At 74.3% G+C, this 26,332-nt stretch carries 36 protein-coding genes; 18 read left to right on the plus strand and 18 right to left on the minus strand.

Annotated features, from left to right (window positions below; genetic code table 11):
- Positions 1-124: 124 nt before the first annotated feature.
- Together ABT048_RS02005 and ABT048_RS02010 are read left to right on the plus strand one after the other, a co-directional pair.
- A complete protein-coding gene (locus ABT048_RS02005) occupies positions 125-601 on the plus strand; it encodes an ArsR/SmtB family transcription factor (RefSeq protein WP_350519350.1) in 477 nt (158 codons plus the stop codon).
- A gap of 95 nt (positions 602-696) precedes the next feature.
- The gene (locus ABT048_RS02010; RefSeq protein WP_350519351.1) at positions 697-1,419 is read left to right on the plus strand and encodes an HAD family hydrolase; all 723 of its coding nucleotides are present in this window, start codon (positions 697-699) and stop codon (positions 1,417-1,419) included.
- Between the two features lie 100 nt (positions 1,420-1,519).
- Here the strand turns inward: ABT048_RS02010 and ABT048_RS02015 are convergent, their stop codons facing one another.
- The 4 genes from ABT048_RS02015 to ABT048_RS02030 form a co-directional block, all read right to left on the minus strand.
- The gene (locus tag ABT048_RS02015; protein WP_350519352.1) at positions 1,520-2,170 is read right to left on the minus strand and encodes a GNAT family N-acetyltransferase; all 651 of its coding nucleotides are present in this window, start codon (positions 2,168-2,170) and stop codon (positions 1,520-1,522) included.
- A gap of 152 nt (positions 2,171-2,322) precedes the next feature.
- Positions 2,323-2,949, minus strand: a complete 627-nt coding sequence (locus tag ABT048_RS02020) for a hypothetical protein (protein WP_350519353.1) — start codon at positions 2,947-2,949, stop codon at positions 2,323-2,325.
- A 100-nt stretch (positions 2,950-3,049) separates the two neighbouring features.
- The gene (locus ABT048_RS02025) at positions 3,050-3,871 is read right to left on the minus strand and encodes an alpha/beta fold hydrolase (RefSeq protein WP_350519354.1); all 822 of its coding nucleotides are present in this window, start codon (positions 3,869-3,871) and stop codon (positions 3,050-3,052) included.
- 50 nt (positions 3,872-3,921) lie between these two features.
- On the minus strand, positions 3,922-4,584 hold the full coding sequence (locus tag ABT048_RS02030; RefSeq protein ID WP_350519355.1) for a DUF4097 family beta strand repeat-containing protein: 663 nt from the start codon (positions 4,582-4,584) through the stop codon (positions 3,922-3,924).
- A gap of 271 nt (positions 4,585-4,855) precedes the next feature.
- Here ABT048_RS02030 and ABT048_RS02035 point away from each other — a divergent pair, with 271 nt between their 5' ends.
- The gene (locus ABT048_RS02035; RefSeq protein WP_350519356.1) at positions 4,856-5,659 is read left to right on the plus strand and encodes a helix-turn-helix domain-containing protein; all 804 of its coding nucleotides are present in this window, start codon (positions 4,856-4,858) and stop codon (positions 5,657-5,659) included.
- On the opposite strand, the gene ABT048_RS02040 is transcribed toward ABT048_RS02035, so the two are convergent.
- The 4 genes from ABT048_RS02040 to ABT048_RS02055 all read right to left on the minus strand — a co-directional run bounded on the left by ABT048_RS02040 (position 5,660) and on the right by ABT048_RS02055 (position 8,633).
- A complete protein-coding gene (locus tag ABT048_RS02040) occupies positions 5,660-6,163 on the minus strand; it encodes a hypothetical protein (RefSeq protein WP_350519357.1) in 504 nt (167 codons plus the stop codon).
- Positions 6,160-6,981, minus strand: coding sequence for a hypothetical protein (locus tag ABT048_RS02045; RefSeq protein ID WP_350519358.1), 822 nt, complete (start codon positions 6,979-6,981; stop codon positions 6,160-6,162). Before ABT048_RS02045 ends, ABT048_RS02040 begins: the two co-directional genes overlap by 4 nt.
- A 126-nt stretch (positions 6,982-7,107) precedes the next feature.
- Positions 7,108-8,196, minus strand: coding sequence for a phosphotransferase (locus ABT048_RS02050; RefSeq protein WP_350519359.1), 1,089 nt, complete (start codon positions 8,194-8,196; stop codon positions 7,108-7,110).
- Between the two features lie 83 nt (positions 8,197-8,279).
- Positions 8,280-8,633 carry a VOC family protein gene (locus ABT048_RS02055; protein WP_350519360.1) on the minus strand — a complete coding sequence of 118 codons (354 nt, stop codon included), beginning with the start codon at positions 8,631-8,633 and terminating at the stop codon, positions 8,280-8,282.
- Positions 8,634-8,772: 139 nt separating this feature from the next.
- Between ABT048_RS02055 and ABT048_RS02060 the strand changes: the two genes are divergently transcribed.
- The 3 genes from ABT048_RS02060 to ABT048_RS02070 all read left to right on the plus strand — a co-directional run bounded on the left by ABT048_RS02060 (position 8,773) and on the right by ABT048_RS02070 (position 10,510).
- Complete coding sequence (locus ABT048_RS02060) at positions 8,773-9,294, plus strand: MarR family winged helix-turn-helix transcriptional regulator (RefSeq protein ID WP_350519361.1); 522 nt, start codon at positions 8,773-8,775, stop codon at positions 9,292-9,294.
- A gap of 50 nt (positions 9,295-9,344) precedes the next feature.
- Complete coding sequence (locus ABT048_RS02065) at positions 9,345-9,899, plus strand: cysteine hydrolase family protein (RefSeq protein WP_350519362.1); 555 nt, start codon at positions 9,345-9,347, stop codon at positions 9,897-9,899.
- A 71-nt stretch (positions 9,900-9,970) separates the two neighbouring features.
- Positions 9,971-10,510: a GNAT family N-acetyltransferase gene (locus tag ABT048_RS02070; RefSeq protein WP_350519363.1), complete on the plus strand. Its 540-nt coding sequence runs from the start codon at positions 9,971-9,973 to the stop codon at positions 10,508-10,510.
- Positions 10,511-10,556: 46 nt separating this feature from the next.
- On the opposite strand, the gene ABT048_RS02075 is transcribed toward ABT048_RS02070, so the two are convergent.
- Positions 10,557-11,993: a cellulase family glycosylhydrolase gene (locus ABT048_RS02075; protein WP_350519364.1), complete on the minus strand. Its 1,437-nt coding sequence runs from the start codon at positions 11,991-11,993 to the stop codon at positions 10,557-10,559.
- Between the two features lie 353 nt (positions 11,994-12,346).
- Between ABT048_RS02075 and ABT048_RS02080 the strand changes: the two genes are divergently transcribed.
- On the plus strand, positions 12,347-12,853 hold the full coding sequence (locus tag ABT048_RS02080) for an allene oxide cyclase barrel-like domain-containing protein (protein WP_350519365.1): 507 nt from the start codon (positions 12,347-12,349) through the stop codon (positions 12,851-12,853).
- Between the two features lie 48 nt (positions 12,854-12,901).
- On the opposite strand, the gene ABT048_RS02085 is transcribed toward ABT048_RS02080, so the two are convergent.
- On the minus strand, positions 12,902-13,339 hold the full coding sequence (locus tag ABT048_RS02085) for a glutaredoxin domain-containing protein (RefSeq protein ID WP_350519366.1): 438 nt from the start codon (positions 13,337-13,339) through the stop codon (positions 12,902-12,904).
- Between the two features lie 182 nt (positions 13,340-13,521).
- On the opposite strand from ABT048_RS02085, the gene ABT048_RS02090 reads away from it, so the two are divergent.
- Positions 13,522-14,271, plus strand: a complete 750-nt coding sequence (locus ABT048_RS02090) for a C39 family peptidase (RefSeq protein ID WP_350519367.1) — start codon at positions 13,522-13,524, stop codon at positions 14,269-14,271.
- Positions 14,272-14,404: 133 nt separating this feature from the next.
- Here ABT048_RS02090 and ABT048_RS02095 read toward each other — a convergent pair whose 3' ends face one another.
- On the minus strand, positions 14,405-15,196 hold the full coding sequence (locus tag ABT048_RS02095) for a DUF2785 domain-containing protein (protein WP_350519368.1): 792 nt from the start codon (positions 15,194-15,196) through the stop codon (positions 14,405-14,407).
- Between the two features lie 157 nt (positions 15,197-15,353).
- Between ABT048_RS02095 and ABT048_RS02100 the strand changes: the two genes are divergently transcribed.
- Together ABT048_RS02100 and ABT048_RS02105 are read left to right on the plus strand one after the other, a co-directional pair.
- Positions 15,354-15,929: a TetR/AcrR family transcriptional regulator gene (locus tag ABT048_RS02100; RefSeq protein ID WP_350519369.1), complete on the plus strand. Its 576-nt coding sequence runs from the start codon at positions 15,354-15,356 to the stop codon at positions 15,927-15,929.
- An 89-nt stretch (positions 15,930-16,018) separates the two neighbouring features.
- Positions 16,019-16,807: an SDR family oxidoreductase gene (locus ABT048_RS02105; protein ID WP_350519370.1), complete on the plus strand. Its 789-nt coding sequence runs from the start codon at positions 16,019-16,021 to the stop codon at positions 16,805-16,807.
- 67 nt (positions 16,808-16,874) lie between these two features.
- Here ABT048_RS02105 and ABT048_RS02110 read toward each other — a convergent pair whose 3' ends face one another.
- Both ABT048_RS02110 and ABT048_RS02115 read right to left on the minus strand, forming a co-directional pair.
- Positions 16,875-17,321, minus strand: coding sequence for an NUDIX hydrolase (locus ABT048_RS02110; protein WP_350519371.1), 447 nt, complete (start codon positions 17,319-17,321; stop codon positions 16,875-16,877).
- Between the two features lie 85 nt (positions 17,322-17,406).
- Positions 17,407-18,000 (minus strand): DUF5919 domain-containing protein, encoded by a 594-nt coding sequence (locus ABT048_RS02115; protein ID WP_350519372.1) that lies wholly within the window; start codon positions 17,998-18,000, stop codon positions 17,407-17,409.
- 139 nt (positions 18,001-18,139) lie between these two features.
- On the opposite strand from ABT048_RS02115, the gene ABT048_RS02120 reads away from it, so the two are divergent.
- Positions 18,140-18,337: an SDR family oxidoreductase gene (locus ABT048_RS02120; protein WP_502893959.1), complete on the plus strand. Its 198-nt coding sequence runs from the start codon at positions 18,140-18,142 to the stop codon at positions 18,335-18,337.
- 107 nt (positions 18,338-18,444) lie between these two features.
- On the opposite strand, the gene ABT048_RS02125 is transcribed toward ABT048_RS02120, so the two are convergent.
- A complete protein-coding gene (locus ABT048_RS02125) occupies positions 18,445-19,200 on the minus strand; it encodes an XRE family transcriptional regulator (RefSeq protein WP_502893960.1) in 756 nt (251 codons plus the stop codon).
- Positions 19,201-19,383: 183 nt separating this feature from the next.
- Between ABT048_RS02125 and ABT048_RS02130 the strand changes: the two genes are divergently transcribed.
- The 4 genes from ABT048_RS02130 (at position 19,384) to ABT048_RS02145 (ending at position 20,889) form a co-directional block, all read left to right on the plus strand.
- On the plus strand, positions 19,384-19,515 hold the full coding sequence (locus ABT048_RS02130; RefSeq protein ID WP_350519373.1) for a hypothetical protein: 132 nt from the start codon (positions 19,384-19,386) through the stop codon (positions 19,513-19,515).
- Complete coding sequence (locus tag ABT048_RS02135) at positions 19,515-19,763, plus strand: hypothetical protein (RefSeq protein WP_350519374.1); 249 nt, start codon at positions 19,515-19,517, stop codon at positions 19,761-19,763. Before ABT048_RS02130 ends, ABT048_RS02135 begins: the two co-directional genes overlap by 1 nt.
- 75 nt (positions 19,764-19,838) lie before the next feature.
- Entirely contained in the window at positions 19,839-20,306 is a 468-nt protein-coding gene (locus tag ABT048_RS02140; protein WP_350519375.1) for an NUDIX domain-containing protein, read from the plus strand.
- Positions 20,307-20,499: 193 nt separating this feature from the next.
- Positions 20,500-20,889, plus strand: a complete 390-nt coding sequence (locus ABT048_RS02145) for a hypothetical protein (protein ID WP_350519376.1) — start codon at positions 20,500-20,502, stop codon at positions 20,887-20,889.
- 131 nt (positions 20,890-21,020) lie between these two features.
- On the opposite strand, the gene ABT048_RS02150 is transcribed toward ABT048_RS02145, so the two are convergent.
- On the minus strand, positions 21,021-21,416 hold the full coding sequence (locus ABT048_RS02150; RefSeq protein WP_350519377.1) for a cupin domain-containing protein: 396 nt from the start codon (positions 21,414-21,416) through the stop codon (positions 21,021-21,023).
- A gap of 52 nt (positions 21,417-21,468) precedes the next feature.
- Between ABT048_RS02150 and ABT048_RS02155 the strand changes: the two genes are divergently transcribed.
- On the plus strand, positions 21,469-22,461 hold the full coding sequence (locus ABT048_RS02155) for a GlxA family transcriptional regulator (protein WP_350519378.1): 993 nt from the start codon (positions 21,469-21,471) through the stop codon (positions 22,459-22,461).
- Positions 22,462-22,536: 75 nt separating this feature from the next.
- Here the strand turns inward: ABT048_RS02155 and ABT048_RS02160 are convergent, their stop codons facing one another.
- From ABT048_RS02160 to ABT048_RS02170, 3 genes are all read right to left on the minus strand, one after another.
- Positions 22,537-23,133: an AAA family ATPase gene (locus tag ABT048_RS02160; protein WP_350519379.1), complete on the minus strand. Its 597-nt coding sequence runs from the start codon at positions 23,131-23,133 to the stop codon at positions 22,537-22,539.
- Positions 23,134-23,217: 84 nt separating this feature from the next.
- The gene (locus ABT048_RS02165; RefSeq protein ID WP_350519380.1) at positions 23,218-23,739 is read right to left on the minus strand and encodes a DUF6328 family protein; all 522 of its coding nucleotides are present in this window, start codon (positions 23,737-23,739) and stop codon (positions 23,218-23,220) included.
- Positions 23,740-23,810: 71 nt separating this feature from the next.
- A complete protein-coding gene (locus tag ABT048_RS02170; RefSeq protein WP_350519599.1) occupies positions 23,811-24,302 on the minus strand; it encodes a MarR family winged helix-turn-helix transcriptional regulator in 492 nt (163 codons plus the stop codon).
- Positions 24,303-24,428: 126 nt separating this feature from the next.
- On the opposite strand from ABT048_RS02170, the gene ABT048_RS02175 reads away from it, so the two are divergent.
- Positions 24,429-25,421: a DMT family transporter gene (locus tag ABT048_RS02175; protein ID WP_350519381.1), complete on the plus strand. Its 993-nt coding sequence runs from the start codon at positions 24,429-24,431 to the stop codon at positions 25,419-25,421.
- Between the two features lie 83 nt (positions 25,422-25,504).
- Positions 25,505-26,050, plus strand: a complete 546-nt coding sequence (locus ABT048_RS02180) for a hemerythrin domain-containing protein (protein ID WP_350519382.1) — start codon at positions 25,505-25,507, stop codon at positions 26,048-26,050.
- The last annotated feature ends 282 nt before the right edge of the window (positions 26,051-26,332 follow it).

The raw sequence follows: 26,332 nt of genomic DNA on the forward strand, positions 1-26,332 counted from the left end.
TCCGGGGCGGAATGGTTGGATGGACGTGCAACAGTTTGACGCTCGCCAAACATTCGGGGATTGGTGGATGATTGTCAAACCATTCATTCCCCCGCCGTTCCCCGCACCCCGGAGGCCGAGCGCCATGAGCGCCACGAGAACCGCGAGAGCCACCAGCGCCGCGAGAGCCACCAGCGCCGAGCGCACCGAGAAGGCCGACGGTGCCGTGGGCGCCGTGGGCGCCGTGGGTGCCGTGGGTGCCGCGGGTGCTGTGGGCGAGGGCGAGCGGCTGCCCCAGCCCGCCACCGCCGACATCGACCTCGTCACCGTCCTGCACGCCCTCGGCGACCCGGTCCGCCTCACCCTGCTGCTCAGCTACGCCGACGACGCCGAACACTCCTGCGACCCCCGCGGCCTGGGCCTGGAGCACCTGCACAAGTCGACGGTCTCCCACCACATGCGCGTGCTGCGCGAAGCCGGCATCACCACCACCCGCGTCGCCGGCCGCAACCGCTTCGTCCGCCTGCGCCGCGCCGACCTCGACACCCGCTTCCCCGGACTGCTCGACGCCCTCCTGGCAGCCGCCTCGACACACCCTGGGGAAGCAGGAGCCACCCCCTAGCGGGGGCCCGGGCCCGGTCCGGCGGCACACGTAGGGTCCGGGAGCGGAAACGGAAACGGAAACGGAAGCGGAAGCGGAAGCGGGAAGGACGGATCGTGCCGATCAGGGGTGTGCTCTTCGACGTCGACGACACCTTGTTCGACTACTCGGGGTCGGAGGAGGCCGGCATCCTCGCCCGTCTGAGGGAGCTGGGCCTGGCGGAGCGCTTCTCCGGCCCCGCGGCGGCGGTGGCGCTGTGGCGGGACGTCACGCAGGAGCAGTACGCGCGTTTCCTCGCCGGGGAGCTGACCTTCGCGGGCCAGCAGCGCGAGCGCGTCCGGCAGTTCCTGGCCCGCCTCGGGGAGGAGGGCGCCGAGCGGCTGCCGGACGAGCAGGCCGCGGCCTGGTTCGCCGGGTACGCGGCCCACCGCGACGCCGCCCGGGCCGCGTTCCCGGACGCCGCCCCGGTGCTGGCCGCGCTCGCGCCCACCCACCGGCTGGGGATCGTCTCCAACTCCTCGCTGCGCCACCAGCGCGACAAGCTCCGGGCGGTCGGACTGCTGGGCCACTTCGGCGACGAGGTGCTGGTCTGCTCCGACGAGCACGGCGAGGCCAAGCCCGCCCCGGGGATCTTCCGGGCCGGGTGCGAGCGGCTGGGGCTGGAGCCGCACGAGGTCGCCTACGTGGGGGACCGGTACGACCTGGACGCGCTCGGCGCCCGCGACGCGGGCCTGCACGCCTTCTGGCTCGACCGCGCCTCCGCCGGCGCCCCGGTGGCGCCGGGCATCCGCGTCCTGCACTCCCTCGCGGCCCTGCCCGCCGCCCTGGGCGGGCACTGACCCGCCGGGCCCGGGAGCAGGAAGTCGGCCCGGCCGACTTCCTGCTCGCCTGCTTACCCGCTCGCCTGCTTGCCCGTTCGTTCCCCGGTCCGCCGGAGTGTCAGCCGGCGATCCCGAGCAGCTCGCGGCAGCCGTCCGTCAGCCCGGTGGCGGCCACCGGGGTCTGCGCGTGGCGGGCCCAGTCCTCCCGCGACAGGCGCAGGCGCAGGGACTGCACCACCTGCCCGTCCAGCACGTCGCGCTCGATGCCGTCCTCGCGGTAGCCGAGCTTGCGGGACACCGCGAGGGAGGACAGGTTGTCCGTGAACGACAGCGACGTCGCGAACTGCCCGCCCAGCTCGGCGAAGAGCAGGTGGAGCATCGCGGCGCGCATCTCGGTGCCGAAGCCCCGTCCCTGGTGCTCCAGGCCGATCCAGGAACCGGAGACGACCTCGCGCCGGATCCCGAACTCCTTGGCCCGCACGTCCTGGACGCCCACCGGGCGCCCCTCGTGGAAGGCGACCAGGTTCAGCGCCCACTCCTGCGGCGTCCACCGGCCCAGGCGCCGCCAGTGCATCTGCGCCACGTGCCGGGCGCGTTCGGCGGGCGGCAGCTCGCCCCAGGGGAACAGGAACGGGCGGGCGTCCGGCGGGTGGATGCCACGGGCGGCGAGATCGGCCACCTCCGCCAGTTCGTCCTCGGTGGGCAGCCGCAGCTCCAGGCGGGGCGAGATCACGCGCAGCCCGATCAGGGGCCAATGTTCGATGAGCATCGGAACAGTCTGCCCGGCCGCCCCCTGCGTCCGCACCGGAGTTTCCCGCGCCCTCACCACACCACCCCCCGCGGTGACCTGCCGTCATGCCCGCGCGTGCACACACCGGTACGGTCCGGGGCCGGGCTGGGCCGGGGCCCGGGGTCGGGGGGCTACTCCTCGAACCAGACGACCAGGCGGACGTGGTCGTCGCCGTGGACCTCGGCGAGGGTGCGCATGACGCTCCACACCGGCCGCCAGCCGCCGTCGGCGGGCACGGCGTCGCGGCGCCGGTCGCGTTCGGCGCGGAAGACGGTGGTGCCGACGTCCCAGGTGGTGCCCTCGGCCCACAGGTCGCCGATGCGGCCGGGGTCGACGCTGCGGGTGTCGATGCCGCTGGCCCGGGCGAAGCCGCGGCTCCAGTCGTCGCGGTGCCGGAGCGTCAGGGTGCCGTCCGGGTCGCGGCGGTAGCGGGCGATGGTGGTCGCCCGGGGCAGCGCCGGCTCGTCCCAGTCGACGGCCAGCACCTCGTCCCAGGCGAGCCAGGTGGCGCCGAACGCCGCCTCGCCCCACGAGGCGTGCCCGGCGCGGGTGCGCTGCGACACGTCGCCGGGCAGCCCCCGCCCGGCGCCGACCGGCCGCCAGCGCCCGCCGGGGTCGCGGACGCCGAAGAGGCAGGCGAAGGCCGGGTAGTCCCGGGTCATGCCGAGCAGGGAGAGCTCGACGGCGCCGTGCCAGGCCTTCGCGCCGCTGTCGTCCCACGTGCGGCATTCCACGAATCCCCGGATGTCCGTCCCCATGGGGGGTGATTGTGCCCGGCGCCAGCCGGCGCGCCCGCAGCGGGCCCTGCCCCGCGGCCGCCTCGCCGTGGCACCCGCAGCGCCCGGGCGCCCCGGTCCCTCACCGGCCGCCGCGGGCGCAGCCGGCGGAGGTGACCTCGCGCGCGGCGGCGGCGACGGCGCGGAAGTCCTTCTTCAGGATCGCGCCGTGACTGCTCGCCACCTTCGCGCTGATCTCGATGTGCGGGTTGCGGGCGGCCACCGCCGTCAGGCTCGCACGGATGCGCTCCTGCTCGTCGCCGCGGCTGCCCAGCGACGACCCCGAGGCGACCACGTACCGCGTGGGCACGGCGACGGCGTCCAGCACGGGGGCCAGCGCGCGCTCACGGGCGACCCGGCCCAGCTCGATGTTGCACTGCGCCATCTCCTCGCCGTTCATCCGCGGGGTCAGGCCGGTGGGCCGCAGCAGCGGCAGGAACCGGCCCCACCGGCGGAACTGTTCGCGGATGCGCTGCTCCATGGCGTCGTCGAGCCAGTCGTGCGGCTGCGCGCCGTCGACCAGGACCGCGCCCAGGGCGCGCCGCGGGTTGCGGCTCGCCCAGTGCGCGGCGACGAACGCCCCGTAGGACCAGCCGATCACCAGGGCCCGGTCCACGCCCCGGGCGGCGAGGACGGCGTCGACGTCGCGCACGCACGCTTCGAAGGAGTAGTCGGCGGAGCGCCCGGACGTGCGGCCGCGGGCGCGCTCGTCGAAGGTGATGTGCCGGTAGCCGTCGCCGAGTTCGGCGATGACCCGCTTCCAGTAGCCCTGGGTGGCGAACTGGCCGTTGCAGTAGAGGACGGGGGTTCCGCTACCGCCGGTGTCGGTGACGGCGAGGGTGGTGTCGTCGACGGGGACCGTGCCGCTCCAGGCGGACGGGCGGGCGGTCGTCTCGGTGCTCATGGGGTGCCTTCCTGCGGCCGCTGGGGACGGAGGGGGGACGGGGGAGGGGGTCAGAGGCTGCGGGCGGTGATGTCGCCCTGGGCGGTGGTGGCGCGGATGTCGAGGGTGGTGGTGCCGTCGTTGCGCAGGGCGTTGGTGATGCGGCCGTGGCCGGTGGCGGCGTCCAGGGCGGCGGAGGCGCCGGGGGCGGTGTCGACGGTGATGTCGCCGAGCTGGGTGCTGAGTGCGAGGGTGCCGCGGTGGGCTTCGGTGATGCGGATGTCGCCGCGGGCGGTGCTGATCTCGGCGGGGCCGGTGAGGCGGCCGATCTCGACGTCGCCGTCGACGGCGGTGAGGCGCACGCTCGCGGCCTCGTCGATCTCGATCAGGCGGTGGGCGCCGTCGAAGGCGACGTCGCCGAGGCGGCCGGTGGCGTGCAGCGCGCAGGCCTCGGTCCTGGCCTCGACGCGGGAGCCGGCCGGCAGGTGGACGATGACCTCGACGCCGCCGGCGCCGAACAGCGGGTTGTCGGCCGGGGCGCTGCGGACCGTCAGCACGCCGTCGGCGTAGGTGACGGCGGTGCGCTCGGCGGTGCGGGCGTCGCGGTTCCTGGCGGGGTCGGCGGGGCGGACCTCGACGGTGGTGTCGGCGCGGTCGGCGGCGACCAGCCGTACGAGCCCGGCGGGGACGTCCAGGACGGCGGTGATCGCGGCGGGAGTGTCGAAGGTCTGCATCGTGGTCTCCGGTGTTCGGTCGCGGTGTGCACGGTGTCCGGCCGGGGTGTCCGGCCGGTGTTTCTGACATCGGAAACGCTACGTTGCTTTCTGGGAAGCGACAATGCTGTCGTTGCATCAGAATGCCATCGCTGCAGGTGAAGTGCGGGAAAGTGTTGCAACGGTTCTGTCGGTAACGCAACGACATGAGACTTGCTCATTGCAATGGGTGAGAAGTGAACGCTATGGTGGGGATCAAGGACCACCACGAGGCACCACCGAGGAGACCGCGATGCCGGGAGGCCGACTCACCCAGCACGAACGCCAGCAGATCGCGCTGGGACTGGCCGACAGCCTCCCCTACGCCGAGATCGCCCGACGCCTGGAGCGCCCGACCTCGACCGTCACACGCGAGGTGATGCGCAACGGCGGCCCCACCGCCTACCGCGCCGACCTGGCCCACCGCGCCACCGAACGCCGCGCCCACCGGCGCAAGCCCGCCGCCTCCCACGGCCCGGACGCCGCCGCCCGCCCGCAGGGCCGCGACGCCGAGGCCCTGGCCGACTACGAGGAGACGCTCACCACCGTCCTCATGGGCTCGGGCCTGTCCCGGATGACGGCCCGCGTCCTGACCTGCCTGTTCACCACCGACGCGGGCAGCCTCACCGCCTCCGAACTCGCCCGGCGCCTGCAGGTCAGCCCGGCCTCCATCTCCAAGGCCATCGCCTTCCTGGAGAGCCAGAGCCTGGTGCGCCGCGAACGCGACGAACGCCGCCGCGACCGCTACATCGTCGACGACGAACTCTTCTACCAGGCGACCGTCGCCAGCGCCCGCGCCAACGACCAGCTCGTCGCCACCGCCCGCCAGGGCGCCGCGATCCTGGGCGCCGACACCCCCGCCGCCCACCGCCTGGAGAACGTCGCCCGCTTCCTCGACTTCATCAGCGAGAGCATCATCCGCGCCGCCGAACAGGCCCGCGCCGTCCTGCACACCAGGCCCGCCCCCGTTCCCGGCGCCACCGCCGGCAACGACACGGCCGGCGCGGCCCCGGTCGGCGCCGCCGCCGTCAAGAGCCAGGGCGCCGCCGCGAGGTGATCACCCGTCGGGCCGCTCCCGGAAGCCGTCCAGGAGCCGGTGCGCGTACGCGTCCCGCGCACCGAACTCCCGCACCACCCGACGGGCCTGCGCCGCCCGGCCCGTCTCGCCCAGCAGCCGCACGAGCCGGTACAGCGCGCCGCCGTCCCCGGCCGCCGCACGCTCGCGCAGCTGCGCCGCCATCCCGCGCTCGCACAGCGCCCGGGCGAGCCTGCGGCGCGCATGGACGTCCCCGCCGTTCCCGCCGTTCCCGTCGGCCCGGTCGGCCCGGTCGGCCCGGTCGGCCCGGTCGGCCCGGTCGGTCCCGTCGGCGAGGCCGGCGAGCTCTGCGAGGCGCCCGGCGCGGGCCAGCAGGTCCAGGTGCCACAGGTGGTGGGCGTGGGCGAGGTGGTCGGGGGAGTAGCAGACGGCCCGCGCGGCCACCAGGGTGATCGCCGTCTCCCAGTCCTCCCGCTGCTCCGCCTCCAGGGCCCGCGCGTACCAGTCCCCGGGCGGGGCGCTCACGTGGCCGGCGGCAGGTGGCGGGCCGCCGCGAGCCGGGCCACCTCGCGCAGCCGGGCGAAGTAGGCGGCGCAGTACGCCTCGTCGATCAGGGGCACGACCCTGGAGAGGTCGGCGATGCACTGCCACAGGACGGCGATGCCGTCGTCGTCGAGTCCGCCGTTCAGCTCCCGGTGGACGAGCCCGGCGACGTACACGTCCAGGAGGACCAGGTCCGCGCCGTCGACGTCCACCCCGCGGAAGCTCGCCGGGAACGGGGCCCGGGTGTACTCCTGCCACTGGCGGGCGAGGTGCTCCAGGTGCCCGCCCGGGCCGGGCCCCGCCGGCGCGGGCGTCACCGGGCGCAGCGCCAGGGCGACGGCGTCGAACACGGCGCGCAGCAGGACGACGGCCCGCGGCGGGTAGAGGGCGGCGCTGCTCGCCTCGCCCCGGGCGATCCGCTCGCGCAGCCGGACGGCCTGCTCCAGCTCGCCGTCCGGGTCCGCCGGGAGGAGCCCCGCCTCCCCGGCCCGCCGGACGAGCTCGCGCAGCGGGGCGGTGGCGCAGGTGCTGTCGTCGGCGCCGGCGCTGTCGTGGCCGCCGTGGTGGCCGGTCCGCTCGGCGAGGACCTGCTCCAGGGCCAGCAGGGCGTGCGCGACGGCGACGGTGGCGAACTCGTACCGGAAGTAGGAGTGCCGGACGAGCTCGCGGGAGGTGTCCAGCGCGCTCGTCACGGACATCGGCGCGCCCTCGGGCAGCACCAGGTCGGCGACCAGGGCGTGCATGGCGGCGTAGTCGGGCACGACGGTGTGCATGCGCAGGTCCGGTACGGCGGTGTCCACCCGGGCAGTCTCGCCGCCCGGAGCCCGCCCCTGCCACCGGTTTTGCCCGCGGGCCCACCCGCACGCCGGGCCCGGCCGAACAGGGCGCAGCAGGAGCACCGGGCGCAGCCGTGCCCGGCGGCCGTGCTACGACTGCCGGGGGCGCAGCAGGGGCAGCGGGCGCAGGTGCGGCCAGCGGGCGAGCATGGCCCGGCGGACGTCCGCCGCGAGCAGCCCGAGGGCGCGCAGCCCGCCGCCACCGTCACCGCTGCCACCGCTGCCACCGCGACCGCCGCCGGCGGCCCCGTCGGCGGTCAGCCGGGCGACGACGTCGAGGCGGTGGGCGAGCCGCTGGCGGGCGGTGGCCGTGCCCCAGGTCCAGTCCTGCTCCACGGCCCTGGCCAGGTGGTCGACGGTGCCGCGTTCGGCCCGCTGGACCAGCGCGTCGCCCCGCAGCAGCCAGCCCGCGCACGCGTCGGTGAGGTCGTCCCCGGCCTCGGTGCCCGTCGCGGCGCGCCACGCGGCGCGGTAGGCGGCCTCCGCCTCGTCCAGCAGGGCGGCGGGCGGGGCGGTGGAGCACCAGCAGGTCGGGAACCCGATGCGCAGGTAGGCGAGTTCGACCAGGCCGCTGCCGAGCGAGGCCTGCTCGAAGTCGACGAACCGCACGCCGTCGCCGGTGTGCAGGTCGTTGCCGGGGCAGGGGTCGCCGTGCAGCAGCGCGTGGCCCGGTGCGGTGCGCAGACGCTCCGTCAGGGCGTCCATTTCGGCCCGTACGGCGGGCGCCGCCGGGACGCCGAGGGCGGTGGCCAGCGCGAGGAAGGAGTCGGTGTCGCCCGGGCCGGGGGCCGGCCAGGCGGGCAGCGCGCCGCCCGCGTCGGCGGGGCCGGTGGCGGCGTGCAGGCGGGCCAGGGCCGCGGCGTAGTCCACCACCCAGTCCTCGGCGGGCGGCCGGTGCTCCAGGTACTCCAGGACCAGGACCCGCCGGGCGGGGTCGGTGCCCAGCAGCCGCGGCACCACGGGCGGCTCCACCCGGGCGGCGAGGGCCAGCGCGGCCGCCTCGCGGGCGTAGCGCTCGTCGGCCTCCGGGGCGTCGACCAGCTGCTTGACCACCACCGGAGCGCCGGACAGCTCCGCCCGCCACACCCGCGACCGCGGGCTGCTCTCCAGCAGGCGGGCCTGGCGGGGCGTGCCGAGAGCGGCTCGCAGTTCCTCTCCGAACGGCAGTGTCGACTTCATGGCCCCATCCTGGCACAGGAGTGAACGGGGGTTCCCGTGAAGCGAGTTGGCGCCGGAGAGGCTTCGACTTCGGCTGCGTACGGTCAGGCCGGCTGCCACAGTTCGATGCGGTTGCCCTCCGGGTCGGTGACCCAGCCGAAGCGGCCGACGCCCGCCATGTCCTGCGTCTGCTCGGCGACCTGCGCCCCCTTGGCGCGCAGCTGCGCGAGCATCGCGTCCAGGTCGCGGACCCGGAAGTTGAGCATGACCTGCTGGGCGGGGGAGCCGAAGTAGTCGGTGTCGGCGTCGAACGGCGCGAACACCGTCGGCCCGCCCTCCTGGCACCACAGCCCGTTCACGTCGGCGTCCAGCCCCAGGCAGTCGCGGTACCACGCGCCGAGCGCCGCCGGGTCGGCGGACCGCAGGAAGTACCCGCCGATTCCAAGCACACGTTCCATGCCGCCCCATCCTGCCAGCCGGCGGGCCGTACGGACGGGCGGGCGCGCCCGGACCCGCATCTGGCGGTGTATCAGCCCCCTGATATAACGTAGAACCCTCACAGTCCATGACCCGGGGGGAGCCAGGGAGGCGATCACCATGACCGACCACAGCACCGACCCGGCGGGCGAAGCGGCCCCGGCGGCCCCGGCTCCGGCCAACCCCCACGACCGCCTCGGCCACGCCATCAAACGCGCCGAACAGGCCCTCATCGGCGAGAAGACCCGCGCACTGCGCACCGTGGACCTGACGGTGCCCCAGTACGTCACCCTGCTCCTCCTCCAGCAGTCCACCGGCATGTCCGGCGCCCAGCTCGCCCGCGGGTGCATGGTCACCCCGCAGACCATGACCACGGTCCTGGCCAACCTGGAGACCAAGGGCCTGATCACCCGTGAGACCTCCAGCGTCCACCAGAAGGTCCTGGTGGCCAGGCTCACCCGCTCCGGCCACGCCCTGACCAGGAAGGCCGACGCCCTGGCCCGCGGCGTCGAACAGCGCCTCACCGACGCCCTCGACCCGGCCGAACAGGCCCAGCTGCGCAACCTCCTGGACCGCTCCACCGCCGCCCTGCGCGGCACCGACGGAGGCGCCGACCGAGGCACCGACCGAGGCGCCGACTGAGCGTCCACCCGCCACCACCCGCCCGCCACCGCCCACCCGAGGAAGCCCCGATGACCGACCGCCCCGCCCCCTTCGGCCCCGCAACCGCCCCGGGCACCGTCCTGGTGCTGGTCGACCTCCAGCAGTGGATCGTCGACCGCCCCTCCGCCCCGCTGGCCGGCGCCGACGTCGTGCGCAGCGCCGCCCGCCTGAAGGCCGCCTTCGAGGACGCCGGCCGGCCCGTCGTCCTGGTCCGCTACGCCCGCCTCGACGGCAGTGACGGCGGCCCGGACTCCGTGTTCAACCGCTTCGCGCCCGAGGTCGCCGCCGGCCCCGGCAACGAGGTCGTCACCAAGTACGGCATCGACGCCTTCGAGGGCACCGACCTCGCCGAGCGCCTGCGCCGCCTCGGCGCCGCCCGCCTCGTCGTCGCGGGCATCACCACCGAGTACGGCGTCGGCGAGACCGTGCGCACCGCCCTCACCCTCGGCCACCCCGTCGCCGTCCCCGAGGACGCCGTCACCGCGCTCGCCGCCCCCGCCCACACCGCCGCCCTCCACGCGCTGCGCGGCCTGGGCGCCACCGTCACCACCACCGACACCCTCCTGGCCACCGCCCGCAACTGACGGGGCGTCGCGTCGCAGGGTCGCGGAAAACCCGTCGCGCGGGCATCCGGCGCCTTGGTGGGATGACGGGCATGAACTCCCACCGGGCCCCCGCACCCGCCCCCGCCCCCGCCCCCGCCGTCCCCGTGTCCCTCTCCGTCCCCGTCCACGTCCGTGACCTGACGCCCGCCGACCTGCCAGCCTGCACCTGGTCGGGATCCGCGACCCACCTGCGCCAGGTCGCACGGGAGTTGGAACGGGCGGCGGCCGGCGAGGTGGACTACCTCGCCGTGTGCACCGGCACCGGCCTGCCCGTGGCGATCGGCGGCGTCGACTACCGCAGCGCCCCCGGCGCGGGCACGCTGTGGCAGCTCGCCGTGCTCCCGGCCCTGCAGTCCCACGGGCTCGGCTCGCTGCTCGTGCGCTGCGCCGAGGAGCGCATCCGCGCCCGGGGCCTCGGGCGGGCCGAACTCGGCGTGGAGGACGACAACCCGCGGGCCCGCGCCCTGTACGAGCGGCTCGGCTACACGGCCTTCGACCGGCGGCCCGACGCCTGGGACGAGGAGGCGCCCGACGGCTCCATCCGCCGCCGCGAGACCATGTGCACGATCATGCGAAAGGACCTGGCGTAGCGGACACCGGCCCGGCCCCGGGCCCGCCGGTTCAGGGCCCGTCGGTTCAGGGCCGTGTCACCGTCACCTGCACGGTGTCCTGCCCGGGGTCGGCGGTGAGCTGGAGCAGCCGGGCGCCGGGCGCGGACACGACGGTGGCGCCCCGGCTCTCCACCCGGTAGCCGTCGGGAAAGAGGGACTGCGGCAGGAACACCTCGGTGCGGGCGCCGGCGGCGAACGGCGCGCCGGAGTCGGCGCGGCGGGTGCTGTAACCGAGGGTGAACGTCCCGGTGGTGGCGTCGTACCGCCACTGCTGCGGGGTGCCGGCGACCGCCTGCGGATACGGCCGGACGATCGCCGGGTCCATCAGGTTCGGGCCGGTCGGCGGTTCCTGGGGGTGCCCCGGCGTCTGGTCCTGCGCCAGGGACCAGAACATCCAGGACGCCGTGTTCTCGTCGAACCGGTCGGTGAGGCGGGTCAGCCTCGCCGCGTCCGTCGTCGCGCCGAACTCGGTCACCACCCCGACGGCGCCGTCGGCGGCGGCGCGCTCCAGCCCGTTGGTCACACAGGTGTCGACCGGGCCGAAGCAGTAGTCGTGGAAGCTCAGCCCCGCGTCCGGGTCGCCGGTCGGGTTCGGCACGAAGTCCGGCGTGCCGAAGTCGTTGGTCAGGGAAGGCTCGTAGAACAGGAGGTGGCGGCGGTCGACCCCGCGGATCGCCTCCATGGCCTTCGCCTCGAACGGCGCCAGCACACCGCGCTCGAACGCGGGGCAGCCGTCCGGGAAGCACGTCGGGTAGTCCCAGCCGGGCCACGGCTCGTTGATCAGGTCGTAGCCCAGCACCGACGGCTGGTCCGCGAAGCGCTGCGCGACGTGCGCCCACATCGCCGCGTAGTGCTCCTGCACCCCGACGCCGTCGGGCGCGGCGTGGTCGTGCCAGAAGTTCGCCCACGTCTGGTTCTGCGCGGGGCTCGTGAAGTACACCTGCGGGAAGCCGGGATTCGGCTGCACCGGGTAGCCGTCGGCGAACGTCGCCCAGTCGGGGAACCCGTTCCAGCTCGCGCCCACCGACTCGTTGAACGCGTCCTGGTGGGAGTCGACGAGGCTGAGGATGCCGTACCGGGCCAGCAGCTGCTGGGTCCGGCGGATCTGCTCGACGTAGGCGTCGTCGTACACGCCGGGCTGCGGTTCGACCGCGCTCCACGCGAAGCCCAGCCGCACCGCGTTGAAGCCGTTCTCCGCCAGGAACCGCGCGTCCTGCTCGCCGAAACCGCCGGCCGCGGGGAAGTACGGCGGCTTCTTGTCGACCAGGTTCACGCCGTGGACGGTCACCACCCGGCCCTGGTCGTCGGTGAGCCAGCGGCCCGCGTGCCCCAGCGCGCCGGCCTGCGCGGCCGGCTCCGTCCTTGCCGCCGTTGGCGCCGTCGCGGCCGAGGCCGGTGCGGTCAGCCCCAGCACCAGCACGGCCGCCCCGAGACACCGCGCCGCCGAAGAAATGACAGTCATGGCACGAACCTTCCGACGGGAAAGCGCCCGCGGAAATGCCCGCGGCGCCGACGACGGGAACGGAGAAGCTGCGGACCGGTCCGCCGCACAACGGGGCCGTCAACGAACGGTCGACACGGCGGAACTGACGCGCAGATGCTATCCACCGCCGCCCGGAACGGCTCACGACACCCCGCCGGACCGCCCCCGCGCACGGCACCACCGCACGGACGGCCCCGGGGACGGGGACGGGAAGCGCCGGTCATACCCGCGCGGGCATGGCCCCATAGCCGTATTGGTCTTGGAACACACCGGCCCGCCGGTCATAGCGTCGAGGGAGTTCGCACACGAGTCCACAGCGAAGGGAATCCACCATGCCCGCCGACCCGAACAGCAGCCGCAGGCACCTGACGGTCAACCGGCTCCTCGCCGCCACGCTGGCCACCGCCGCGATCGCCGTCGCCGCAGGGGGAACCGCGGACGCCGACACCCCGCGCAGGAGCCACGTCGAGGTCCTCGAACTCAAGATCCACAACGAGCAGTACCAGGCCGTGGACCTCGCCCCCGCCGGGCCCAGCCTGGGCGACCTCGACGTCTACTCCGGCACCGCCCTCAAGGACGGCCGCAGCGTCGGCCGCGGCGGCGGATCGTGCCAGGTCATCCAGGCCGACGACACCGGCGTCACCGCGCAGTGCCTGCTCACCATGGAAGTCGAGGGCGGCTCCCTGACGATGCAGTCCCTCTGGACGAAGGGATCGACCGCCCCGCTCGACATGGCCGTCACCGGAGGCACCGGCACCTACGCCGGCGCCCGCGGCACCATCCGCTTCTGGGACATCGGCACGCCCGACGAGAGGGCGCGGGCCGAGATCCAGCGCTGACCCGCGACCCGGCCCGCGAGGGGATCAGGCAGCGGGGCGGGCAGCGGGTCACGCGACCGGCGAGAGCTGTTCACGCACCCAACCGGGATCGGGGTTGGTGTGCGCCCGGCCCGCCACGAAGACCGTCGGCACCGTCTCGTTGCCGTCGTTCACCGCCCGCACGGCCGCCGCCGCCTCGGGATCGCGCCGGATGTCGACCCAGTGCAGCCGGCCGGCACTGCGCCCCAGCCGCAACCGCAGCCGCAGGCAGTACGTGCACCCCGGCCGCCAGAAGACGACCGGCCGACCGTCGGCCGCACTGCGGCGCTGCGCCTCGGCGGCGCTGACCGACCGCGGGAAGACCAGCGGGGTGTTCACGGCGGCGAGCAGCAGGAACACCAGCAGCAGGGCCGCGGCCGTACCGATGTCCCCGTCGGCGGCCGGCCGCGCCGCAACGACCGCGCCGGACAGGACGATCAGGGCCGGCAGGATCCAAAGGCGTGTCATGGGTCCGCAGACTACCGATGACCCGCCCCGGGCAGGCTTGTGGCGGCTGAGGCTGCGGCGGCTGCCCGGCCACGGTGACGGGCTCCCCGCCCGCGACGGTGACCGGCTCCCCGCCCTCCCCAGCTGCGAGGCGGGCGAGGACGAGGTGCCATGGAAGGGGGAAGCAGCGAAGGAGAAGCGCCATGACGAGGAGCGCCGTGACGAGGAGCGAGCACACCCGCCGCCCGGGGAAGCCGCAGTCCACGCCCCGCAGGGCCAGGCGGTTACCGCGCGGCGGGCGGCTCACAGCGCTGGCCGCCGCCCTGGCCGGCGCGGCCACGCTGCTGTGCGCCGCACCCTCGGGCGCCGCCACCACCGCGGTCCCGCACTACTCCCAGCAGCTGGCCAACGACTGCGAGGCGGCATCGCTGCGCATGGTGCTGGCCTCCCGTGGCGTCCAGGTCGGGGACCAGGCCATCCTCGCCCGGATCGGCGTCGACCGGGTCCACTACCAGTTCGGCGTCTCCGGTCCGCTCTCCGGCGATCCCTACCGCGCCTTCGTGGGCGACCCCAACGGCTCGGAGACGGCCGGCACCGGCTACGGCGTGTACTACCCGCCGGTCGCCCGGGCCGCGGGCTCCTACGGCCTGGCGGTCATGCAGGCGGGGCAGGGCATCAGCCCCTCCGAGCTGCGCGCGCAGGTGGCGGCGGGCCATCCGGCGATCGTCTGGGTCGACTACGGCTGGCGCGACGTCGCGGCCGGCTCGTACACCGCCTACGACGGCCGCCAGGTGCTCTACGCCGGGCCGTCCGAGCACACCGTGGTCGTCTCCGCGGTCCGTGACGGACAGTTCCTGGTCGAGGACCCGGCCCGCGGGGAGTCCTGGATCAGCGAGGGCGCCTTCGACGCCGGCTACGCCACGTACCAGGACATGGCGGTCATCGTCCGGTGACACCGCGCCGCCGCTCCACCCCGGGCGACCCCGGGCGACGGGACGCGAAGTCCGTGCGCCCGGAGGACCGGCCACCGCAGCGCACGACCCCCGGTCCCGGCCAGGCCCCCCGGCCCCGGGACCGGGGGTCGTGTCAGCGCTTGACGATCCGGTCGAGGACGGCGGCGACGGCGGACTTGACCGCGTCACGGTGGGCAAGCGGCTGCGCGGGCTGGTCGGGCGCGGGACGCACGCCCCGGTCGGCGAGGACGTAGAGCAGGCGCAGGGTGCGCAGGCAGTTGCTGAGGTGGGCGGGCACCGGGGTGCTGAGGCGGTCGGCGCCGAAGCGGTCGGCGATCGGCTCCAGCCAGTCGACGGCCTCGCGCTCGGTCAGGTCGGTGCGGGTGAGGACGCGGGCGACGGCCCGGGCCAGGCGGTCGTCCTCCAGCTGGTCGAAGACGTGGTCGGTGGGCGCCGTCAGCCGCGTGGCGGCCAGCTCCAGCATCCGCACCGGCGCCACCTCGCGGTGGCGGCCGAAGGAGGCCAGCAGGTCCGCGCCGTGGGCCACCGCGTGCAGCCAGCCGAGCACGTCGTCGTGGCCGCGCAGGTCGTGCTCCGCCGGGTACCAGCGCTCGAACGCGTCCACCCAGCCGGCCTTGAAGTCCCCGGCGGACACCAGCATGTCGAGGACCAGGGGCGCGAAGGCGCGGGCCTCGATCCGCGGGTCGGTGAAGCGGGCGGCCATCTCGTCCCCCAGCTCCAGCCGCCGGGAGGCCCCGATCACCCCGCGCGATATCCACGTCGCGAGCACGGCGTAGGGCGCGCCGTCGCGCACCAGCGGATCGGGATCCGCCAGCGCGCGGGACAGCTCGTCGACGACGTCGTCCACGGGCGGTCCGGCGGGCACGGCACAGTCGGCGGCCTCGATGCTCTTCCAGTCGATCATGACGCGCAGGATAGGGCGCCGGCGATGCCGTACGCCTGCGAATAACGCCCGGGGGTCCGGCCCTTCCCGGGGAAAGGTGGCACGCCGTCAGGCCGCGGGCCGGGCGCCTGCGGCCGAGTAGTTGACCTCCGGGTCAAATACTCACTACGGTGACGGCATGGGCAGACCGAAGGGCTTCGAACCGGACGTGGCCGTCGCGCAGGCGATGGAGACGTTCTGGACCAAGGGCTACTCGGCCACCTCGCCGGCCGACCTCGCCGAGGCGACCGGAGTGGCCAAGGGCAGCCTGTACCACGCCTTCGGTTCCAAACGGGAGCTGTTCGCCAGGGCGTTGGACCTCTACGGCCGGCTCGGCTCGGGACTGACCGAGGAGTTCCTCTCCCGGCCGGGCACCGCCAGGGAGCGCATCCACGCGTACTTCGTGCTGCTCGTGGACACGGACCTGGACGGGCCGGTGCGGCGCGGATGCCTGGCCCAGAACACGGTCGAGGAGCTCGGCGGGCAGGACGAGGAGGCCGCCCGCGCGGTGCACCGCATCGAGGAGCGCATGATCGCCCTGTTCACCGCCCGCATCGAGCAGGGGCAGCGGGACGGCGACGTCGACCGGAGCGTCGACGCCGGGGCGCAGGCCCTGCTGCTGCAGACCACCCTCGCCGGGCTGCGGGTCATGACCCGGACCTTCGAGCGGCCGGTGCTGCACCGGATCATCGACACGGCCCTGGCCGGCCTCTGAGGCGCTGCGCCGCCGCGGGCGGCGCCTTTTCGCGCCCTGATTTTAGACCTTCAGTTCAAGAACCTGTCATTCCTACAGTGGGGGAGAGCATGGACCTCGGTATCAGCGGGAAGACCGCCCTGATCACCGGCGCGAGTCGCGGCATCGGCCTCGCGATCGCCCGGAACCTGGCCGCGGAGGGGGTCCGGGTGGTGGGTGCCGCCCGGACCGTCACGCCCGAGCTGGAGGAGGTCGCCGTCGCGGCCCTGTCCGTCGACCTGAGCACCCGCGACGGGGCGCGGTCGGTCGTCGACCGGGCGCTGGCCGCGGTCGGCGGGATCGACCTCCTCGTCAACAACGTCGGCGCGGGCGACCCGGAGAACCTGTCCCTGAACGGGTTCGCGGACAGCGACGACGAGCAGTGGCAGCGGATCTTCGACCTCAACCTGTTCAGCGCGATGTGGACCACCAAGGCCGCCCTGCCGAGCATCCTGGAACGCCGGGGCGCGATCGTGAACATCTCCTCGATCAACGCCCGCATGCCCGCCGGCGCGCCGGTCGGCTACGCGGAGGCCAAGGCCGCCCTGACCCAGTTCGGCAAGCGGCTCAGCGAGGAACTGGCCCCGCGCGGCGTGCGCGTGAACACCGTCTCCCCGGGCCCCACGACCAGCCCGCAGTGGACCGACCCGGACCGTCTCGGTGGCAAGGTGGCCGCCGCCGCCGGCGTCGACCACGACGCCCTGCTCGCAGGCCTGCCCGGGAAGTTCGGCATCGCCTCGGGACGCCTCACCGCGCCCGAGGAGGTCGCGGACCTGGTCGCCTTCCTGCTGTCCGAGCGCGCCGCCAACATCCACGGCGCCGACCACGTCATCGACGGCGGCACCATCAAGACCGCCTGACAGCCCCCGGCCGCGGGGGTTCCCTCCGGCCGGGCACCTCGCACAGGAAGTCGGCCCCGCCGACTTCCTACGCGGGGGTGGTGAGGCGGTGGCCGTCGTGGGAGCGGATGCGGGGAGGGCCGGGGTTCAGGGCATCGAGGATGCGCACGGCGTAGACCTCGCCCATGTGGTCGGCGACTTCGTCAGGGGTGAGCCAGGTGATGGCGGTGGATTCGGGAGAGAGCTGTTCGGTGCCGTCTTCGGGGTGGCAGCGGAAGACGAGGGCGACGATGCCGCGGGTCATGTTCTTGTAGACGCCGGTGAGTTGGTCGACGCCCACTTTGAGGCCGGTCTCCTCGTGGATTTCGCGGCGCAGGCCGTCTTCGATGGTCTCGGTGAGTTCGAGGACCCCGCCCGGCGGCTCCCAGGTGCCGTTGTCGGCCCGGCGGATTGCCAGTACACGCCCGTCCTCCCGCACGACCGCTCCTGCGACCGACACGGAGTGAAGGGGCGACGGGCTGGCGTGGCTGCTCATGGGTGCGAGCGTAGGGACTCCGGGAGGCAAAGAAGCAGAAGGCCCGCCCGGCCGCGCCTCGCAGCGGCCGGGCGCCGAAACCCGGTCAGCTGCGGGCATCCGTGCGGATGTCGCTTCCCCGGGACCAGAGTTCCTCGACGTGGTCGGCGAAACGGTCGAACATGCCGTGCTCCTCGCTGCGCCGCAGATGCATCAGCGGCGAGTCGTGGCCGACGGTGCGGGCGAGGTGGGGTGTGACGAGGGCGTGCTCGTCGAAGCGGAAGACGGAGAGGCCGACGTGGTTCGGGCCGTCCTCAGGGGCACTGAACCGGGCCTCGACCCCCGGGACACCGGCGAGCTTGGCGAGGTTCTCCAGCGTGACCCGGATCCGGGTGGACACCGTGAGGGTCACGTCCTCGATCTGCTCACGCTGGCGCGTGGTGTCGGAGTCGGGATCCCCGAGCAGGAAGCGCACCCGGCAGCCACTCTCGGCCTTGTGCCGCAGGGTCTGCAGCAGGGCGGGCTGCTCCAGCCAGACGAAGTAGTTGGTGTACCCGGCGAGGAAGATCTCGGACCGCGCCTCGGCGATCAGCTGTGCCCACACCGAGCGGGGGCAGGCCGATCGGTACGGGTAGACGGCGAACACCTCCCGGTCGTGCCCGGTCTTCACGTTCGCCCGGACGCTGTTGGGCCAGATCACCCGTTCATCAACCCCTAAAGCCGCGCAGACATCGAAGCGGTTCCGCTGATGCGGCACGAGCGACGCATCAGAGAGCCAGCGTTCCACCGCCTTAGGTGTAACACCGACCCGGGCCGCCAGCTGCGAGCTTCCCGCGCGCATGGCTCCCGCCCAGGCCGCCCGCGTCACCGAAGCCTTCGCCAGCCGCGTCCTGCCCGGGCAGTTCAACATTGCCTCGGGACGTCTCACCGCGCCCGAGGAGGTCGCGGACCTGGTCGCCTTCCTGCTGTCTGAGCGCGCCGCCAACATCCACGGCGCCGACCACGTCATCGACGGCGGCACCATCAAGACCGCCTGACACCCCCCGGCCGCGGGAGCCTCCCGAGAGGTCCCCTGCGTAGGAAGTCGGCCCCGCCGACTTCCTACGCGGGGGTGGTGAGGCGGTGGCGCAAGGAGGCCGGTCAGTTACTCCACGGGCGGTGTGCTGTAGCGGCCCAGGGTTTCTTCCGCAGTGGATTTGTCGAGCAGCCGGAGCTCCCAGGGGCCGGTGTTCACGTCGAATTCCTTTCCGAATCCGACCCACTTTCCCGCCATGCGTCGGCCGGTCGGGTCGATCAGCAGCTGAATGGCCCCGTGGTACCGGGCGCCCTGGTAGTAGCCGTCAGGTGCGGTCTGCTCGACCCAGGTGCCAGTCACGATGTTCCGGTCGACGGTCAGGTCGAAGGACAGCGGAGAGTCGGGGTTGGACGAAGCGCCAGGGAGTGAACGCCCCGTGATGCGGTTCCCGCGCTGGGTCAGGACGACGTGGTGAAGGCCGGTGAAGGAGCCGTCGCGGCTGCTGCTGAAGAACTCGTAGCGGCTCAGCCATACCCCGGTGTGATCCTCGCCTGCCGGGACGGGAGCCGCCTGCACCGGTATGCCCGGTTCGCTGTTGGCCATGTCGTGCCCTCCTGTGCCATCCAGGGTCGCCCCGGAAGGTAGCTGCGGTGTTTCGAACCCGAGGCGGTCCACAGGAAGATTGGTGACAGCCTCAAGAGCACGAACGTACACCGGTCGAGGGGCTCGTACCTCCCCGGATTCCCAGCGTTGGACAAGGCGTTTGCTCGCTTCGCCCGCAGAGCCTCGTTGGGCGTCGTCATGGCAACAGGCTAGCTCCAAATCGTTTTCTCCGACGCCTAAATGATGTCTTGTCATGGCTCCGGAGCGACGCCTTCCCGTCATCGCAATGGCTCCGCATCCACCGGCACGATCTGACTGTTCCTGCGGCGCGCGATCTCGTGCCGCAAGTCCGATCGAGATGGTCGAAGTTCGACTGCGGAAGGCTGTTTTCCCATGATTCCTGAACAGGTTCCCCACTCCCACGGGTACGGGGTGCGGTTCGATCCCGACGCGCAGCGTTACCAGGTGCGTAACGAGATCACGGGGGAGTGGCTGCGCTGCGGCGTGACGGGCGAGTTGGCCTCGTTCACGTTCTTCGGGGACGCCTACACCGCGTGGCGCCAGTTCGAGGTGCACCCGAGGCCGGGGGAGTGGTGATGGGATCGATGCTGTCCCGTGCCACGGCCGAGCAGCGGCGGCAGGCGGCCTGCGTCGTGGAGGACCTCGTCTCCGTGCTCGCGCTCGGTGGGGTCACGTTGTCGTCCATCGAAGTCGACTGGGAGTACGGGCGGATCACCGGCAACTACCTGGTCGACCTCGGGTCGGCCCGGCCGCTGGACCTGCTGCGGATGCTCGACCTCCTGCGCAAGGGGCTGCGTTACGAGCGCCTGACGTATGACGACTGATCACCTCGCCCGCCTCACCTGGCTGGCCTGCTTCGCCCTCCTCCTGTCCCGCACGCTTCGAAAGTGAACCGCCCGATGCGCGACCCCCGCCTCCTGGCCAAGCCGCCGGTGTGCCGGCTCGGCTGCCTCGTCCTCGTGCGCAACCGGCGCGGCGACGTCCTGCTCGTCGACCCGGACTACCTGGACGGCATGATCCTGCCCGGCGGCTCCGCCCAACCGAATGAGCCGCCGCACCTGGCCGCCGCCCGGCACCTGCACGCCGAGACCGGCCTGCACCTGCGCCTGAACGACGTGATCGCCGTCGACTTCACCCCCGCCGACCGGCACCTGGAACGCCTCAACCTCGTCTTCGACGGCGGAACCGTCCCCGACGACGTCCTCCTCACCGTCCCCGCGCAGCAGCGCAGCGGACTGCTCGGCGCCCGCTTCGTCCCCGTGCGCGACCTGCCCGCGCGCATGGCTCCCGCCCAGGCCGCCCGCGTCACCGAAGCCCTCGCCGGCCGCGCCCTGCCCGTCCTCCTCCACGGACAGCGACCCACCTGACTCAGGGCGCCCGCATCAGCCGCCCCCGCGCCCGAGCCGGCGGTCCGCCGCACTGGCCAACCGGGCGGCGCTCACTGCGGCTTGGGGGCGGTCACGGCCGCAACCGGCCGGGTGCGGGCTCGTTGTCCCGGGCGGGTCAAACGGCCCGGCCGGCGGCAGCAGGCCGTCCGGCCCCCGAGCGAGAGGACCTTTCATGACCGACACCGACACCCAGGCCGGCGCCGCCGTGCGCAGCGGCAGCCCGGACTCCGCCGTGGACCGGGTCGCCGACTTCTACGGTGCCTACATCGACGCCGTCTCCGACGGCACCGACGACCTGGGCGACCAGCTGCGCGCCCACTACCTCACCGAGGACCTGCGCCGGCGGCTGGCGGCCTGGGAGGAAGCCAACCACGCCGACGGGGTGCTGCGCGCCCAGGACGTGCCGACCCGCTGGGAGGTGCGCTACCACGACTCCGGCGCCGGGCACCTGTTCACCACCGTCACCCTGACCTGGGGCACCGGTCCGGACGCCGGGCACACCCGGCTGGCGGTGCAGAGCGACCTGAGCACCAAGCTGATCTCGGACATCGAGGAAGGCTGAGGCCCCACGCGTGAGCGCCCCCGCCCCGCGCGGAGTCGCCGTCCGGGGGGTGTTCCCTTCCGGCCGGTCCCGTGCACAGGAAGTCGGCGGGGCCTACTTCCTGTGCGGAGCGGGGCGGGGCAGGGTCGGGGTCAGGTGCCGAGGGTGTGGCCGGTGGTGGCGTCCACGTGGTCGGGGATCTCGTCGTGGCGGTCGCCGACGGTCGGGGTGCCGGTCGGTTCGAACATGAGGATCGCGGCGCCGTCCGGGGCGGACGGCCTGTGCTCCGTGCCGCGCGGGACGGTGAAGACCGACCCGCGCGGCAGCACGACGGTGCGCTCGCCGCCGGGTTCGCGCAGGGAGATGCGCAGTTCGCCGTCGAGGACGAGGAAGAACTCGTCGGTGTCGTCGTGGGCGTGCCAGACGTGGTCGCCGTGGACCTTGGCGATGCGGACGTCGTAGTCGTTGACGCGGGTGACGATGCGGGGGCTCCACAGCGCGTCGAAGGAGGCCAGGGCCTCGTCCAGGGGGATGGGCAGGCTGTTCATGGGGCCCATCCTGCGGGTACCGGCCGGCCGGCGGGAGTGCTAGGAATCGCACATGTCGAAAGAATCCTCGCACCGGGGCGGCGCGGCGGGCGTGCACCGGGTGGTCGTGATCGTGGACGAGAACTCCAACCCCTTCGAGCTCGGGTGCGCGACCGAGGTGTTCGGTCTGCGCAGGCCGGAGATCGGCCGCGACCTCTACGACTTCCGGCTGTGCTCGCCCGGGCCCCGCACCCTGATGCGGGACGGGTTCTTCACGCTCACGGGCGTCGCCGGGCTGGAGGCGGCCGATGACGCGGACACCCTGATCGTGCCCAACCGCCCCGACCCCGAGGTGCCCCGCCGCCGCGCGGTGCTGGACGCCGTCCGCCGGGCGCACGCGCGCGGCGCGCGGCTGATGGGCTTCTGCAGCGGGGCGTTCACCCTGGCCGAGGCCGGGGTCCTCGACGGGCGGCGGGCCACCGCGCACTGGCAGTGGGCGGATTCCTTCCGGGCCCGCTTCCCCTCCGTCCGCCTCGAAACGGACGTGCTGTTCGTGGACGACGGCGACATCCTCACCGCTGCGGGCAGCGCGGCCGCGCTCGACCTCGGGCTGCACGTGGTGCGGCGCGACCACGGGGCGGAGGTCGCCAACGCGGTGAGCCGGCGGCTGGTCTTCGCGGCCCACCGGGACGGCGGGCAGCGGCAGTTCGTGGAGCGGCCGATGCCCGACCTGCCGGACCAGTCGCTGGCGCCCGTGCTGGCCTGGGCGCAGGAGAGGCTGGACGCGCCGCTCACGGTGGCCGACCTCGCCGGGCGGGCGGCGGTCAGCCCGGCGACGCTGCACCGCCGCTTCCGGGCGCAGCTGGGAACGACCCCGCTGGCGTGGCTGACGGGGGAGCGGCTCGCCCTGGCCTGCCGGCTGATCGAGCGGGGCGAGCGGCGCTTCGAGGTCGTCGCCCGGCGCAGCGGGCTGGGCACCGCGGCCAACCTGCGGGCGCTGATGCGCCGCGAGACGGGCATCACGCCGTCGGCGTACCAGCGCCGGTTCGGGGCGGGGGCGGGGTGAGGGCCGGTCACCACGCGCGCCCGGCCGGGGAGGCCGGGGCGGTGGCCGGGAGCGGGGCCGGGGCGGCCGGGTAGGTCAGGCGAGGGCGGCGGCGAGGCGTTCGGGCAGGGTGGCGTACGGGCGGCAGTCGAGCACCGGCAGGGCGTGGGCGGCGGCCTGGGCGGCGAGCCAGGCGGAGTAGCGGGCGCTGACGGCGGCGCGTTCGGGCTGGGGGCCGCAGTCGGGCTCGCGGTCGGCGTAGTTGGCGGCGATGCGGGCCGGGTCGTCCTCGTGGAGGAAGACCGCCCGTACCCGCCGCCCCTGCCCGGCGGCCTCGGCGGCGGCGCGGGCGGCGGCGGCCGGGGTCAGGTAGTCGCCCTCGACGACGGCGGGCACGTCGACGGTGAGGCGGTTGCGCACGACGCCGAGCAGGGCCGCCTCCAGGGCGCGGGCGGTGGCGATCTGCAGTTCCAGGACGCGCTCGGCGCCCCCGGCCGGGGCCGGGCCGGTGAAGTGGTGCAGCCCGGGGTGGGTGGCCGCCGTGGTGGCGGCCTGGAGGGCGGCGACGACGTCGTCGAACTCCACCGTGAACGCCCCGTGCCGGGCGGCCAGGCGGGCGGCGGCGCGGCTCTTGCCGACCCCGGAGGCCCCGCCGATCAGCAGGACGTCCCACGGGCTGTCGTCGGTGTGCATACGGCCACGGTAGGCGCCGGGGGCATGCACGAATCCGGCGGGGTGCGGGCGGCGGACCCCCGGGGCGGGTCCCCGGGGGGCGGGTCAGTCCTGGTCGTGGGTGGCGGCGCGGCGGACGGACCAGGGCAGCACGAACCACAGGCCGGTGAAGGTCAGCGCGATGACGCAGGCGATCGGGACGGCCACCGCAGTGCCGAGGACGACGTCGAGGACCAGCAGGACGGCGCCGGTCAGGGCGCTGGCGAGCAGCACCAGGCCGATCTGCGCGATGCGGGTGGAGACGGTGACGATCCGTGTCTTGGCGGGGTGGTGGTACAGGCCGCGGTGCAGGGCGACGGGGGTGGCGAGGACGGCCGCGGCGACGACGGTCAGCAGCAGGGTGGCGATGTAGATGTCCTGCTGGTCGTCGGTGAGTTCGGTGAAGCGCGGGGTGAAGGCGATGCCGAGGAGGAAGGCGAAGACGATCTGCACGCCGGTCTGCAGCACCCGCAGCTCCTGCAGCATCTCCACCAGGCGCCGGTCGGCCCGTACGGCGGGGTTCTCCCAGCCGGGCGGCATCGCCGGGGAGGGCTGCGGGGCGTCCGGGGGCGGCGGTGTGCTGGTCATGGGTCACATTGTCGCCGGGCGGAGGCGTCGGCCCCCGCAGCCGTCGGCCCCCCGCGGGCGTCCGTCCGCGGTCACCGGTCGTGGCGGTCCTGCGCGGTGTCGTCCAGGCGGTCCTGCCAGGTGGTGAGGAGGGTCTGCAGCGCGGCGGCCTCCTCGGGGGCGAGGTGGGCGAGTAGGCGATGCTCGTTGTGGATGTGGGCGGTGAACGCCTCGTCGAACAGGCGCAGGCCGGCCTCGGTGAGGGCGACGACGCGCCCGCGCCGGTCGTCCTCGGCGGGGCGGCGGGCGACCAGCCCGGCGCGCTCCAGGCGGTCGATCCGCTTGGTCATCGCGCCCGTGGTGACCATGGTGTGCGCGGCCAGTTCGCCGGGGGCCCGCTCGTAGGGGGCGCCGGCGCGCCGCAGTGCGGCGAGCACGTCGAACTCGCCTTCGCCGAGGCCGTAGCGCTGGTAGACGAGGGTGAGTTCGGCGGTCAGGCGGGCGGCGAGGCGGTGCAGACGGCCGATGACGGCCAGCGGGGAGACGTCGAGGTCGGGGCGTTCGCGCCGCCAGTCGGCCTGGATCCGCGCGACGTGGTCGGTGCGATCGGCGTTGCCGGTGCGGCGGGCGTGCTGCCCGGGGTCCTGTCCTGGGTGTTCCACGGCATCCACCCTACCCCTATAGCTTCCAGGGAAGCTATATTGTCTTCCATGGAAGTCAATGTGCGATGGGTGCTGCCGACCGCCCTCGCCCCGCTCGCCTGGGGCGCCAACTACTACGTGACCCACGCCTACCTGCCCGCCGACCGCCCCCTGTGGGGCGCCGCACTGCGCGCCCTGCCCGCCGGACTGCTGCTGCTCGCCCTGGCCCGCCGCCGCCCGCACGGGCCGTGGTGGTGGCGCAGCGCGCTGCTCGGCCTGCTCAACACCGCGCTCTTCTTCGTCCTGCTCTACCTCGCCTCCCAGCTGCTGCCCACCAGCGCCGCCGCCACCGTCATGGCCGCCTCCCCGCTGGCGATGCTGCTCACCGCCTGGGCGCTGGCCGGCCGCCGCCCGCACCGCGCCCACCTGGCGGGCTCGCTGGTCGGCCTCGCGGGGGTCGCGCTGACCCTGCTCGGCAGGGGCGGCGCGATCGGCTGGACGGGACTGGCGGCGTCCACCGGGGCGATGCTGGTCTCCTCCGTCGGCTACGTGCTCGCCGCCCGCTGGCGCGAGGGCGCCGACCCGCTGGCCGCCACCGCCTGGCAGCTGACCGCTGGCGCCTTGCTGCTGCTGCCCCTCGCCGCCGCCGCCGAGGGTGCGCCCCCGGCGATGGACGCCCCCGCCCTGCTCGCCTTCGGCTACAGCACCCTGATCGCCACCGCCCTCGCCTTCACCTGCTGGTTCACTGGGCTGCGCCACCTGCCGGCCGGGACGGTGGGGCTGCTCGGCCTGCTCAATCCGCTGGCCGGGGTGCTGCTGGGCACCGTGCTGGACGGGGACCCCTTCGGGGTGCGGCAGGGGGCGGGGCTGGCGCTGGTGGCGGCCGGGATCCTCCTCGGGCGGCCGCGCGCCCGCGCCGACGAGGAGCCCGCCGACGAGCCTGCCGACGGGCCCGCTGCCGAGCTCACCGACGAGCCTGCCGACGGGCCCGCTGCCGTACCCTTCGTCGAGTCCTCCGCCGCGCCTCCCGTGCCGGGGCGTGCTTGCCCGGGCGCGGGGTGACGTGATCTGCTGGCGCCGGCATCGCGTGCCGGTGACGGACTGCGTCAGGCATGGAGGTGCACGACCGAAAGGGACCGCCCCCCGTGGCCTCCCCCTCCGACGGCCGTACGGCCGCCCTCAGCCTTGAACTCTCCCGCGCGCACCAGGACTTGCGCCGCCGTCTCGCCGCCGTCCGCGCCGGCCTCGGGCACCGCCGCCCGGACGGCGACGACACCCTCCTCACCCACTGCCTGGCCTTCTGCACCGCCCTGACCAACCACCACCAGGGCGAGGACGACGGCCTCTTCGCCCAACTCCTGCGCGAGCGGCCCGACGTGGCGCCGACCGTGGCCAAACTCGTCGAGGACCACGGGTTCATCTCCGCCATCCTCACCCGGGTGCGCGACCTCGCCGAACAGGCCGCCGCCCTGCCCGAGCCCGCGAGTGCCACCGACCCCGCCACCGCCCCCGCGAGTACCGCCGCCCCCGCCGACCTGGAGGCCATCGGGCGCGAACTCGACGGACTGGCCGCCATCATGGACTCCCACTTCGGCTACGAGGAACGGGCCATCGGCGCCGCCCTCGACGCCGGGGTGCGCGACGACGGCTGGTCCGAGCCGGTCCTGCGCTTCGGGACACCGGCCCCGTAGAACCCGCCGTAAAACCCGTCGCCAAGGGCGAGCGGCCTTCCCTACACTCGCCACGCGGCCGCGCCCCGACGCGCGGCCCACCGAGCCGACGAACGAGACGAGAGAGGGGGCGAGCGGCCGTGCCGAAGCAGTGCGCCGCCGCCCCCTCTCCCGCGTCGCGGTACGAGGTGATCCTGGTGTCCCCGTCCTTCCGGTGCCCGCTGCGCGGCCGGCACCGGAACGGTGCCGCCACCGTCTGAACCCGGCACAGCCAGGCACAGCCAGGCATGCCCCGGCCGGTCC

It is taken from the genome of Kitasatospora sp. NPDC096140, assembly GCF_040303045.1.
In the GTDB taxonomy this organism is placed as follows: domain Bacteria; phylum Actinomycetota; class Actinomycetes; order Streptomycetales; family Streptomycetaceae; genus Kitasatospora.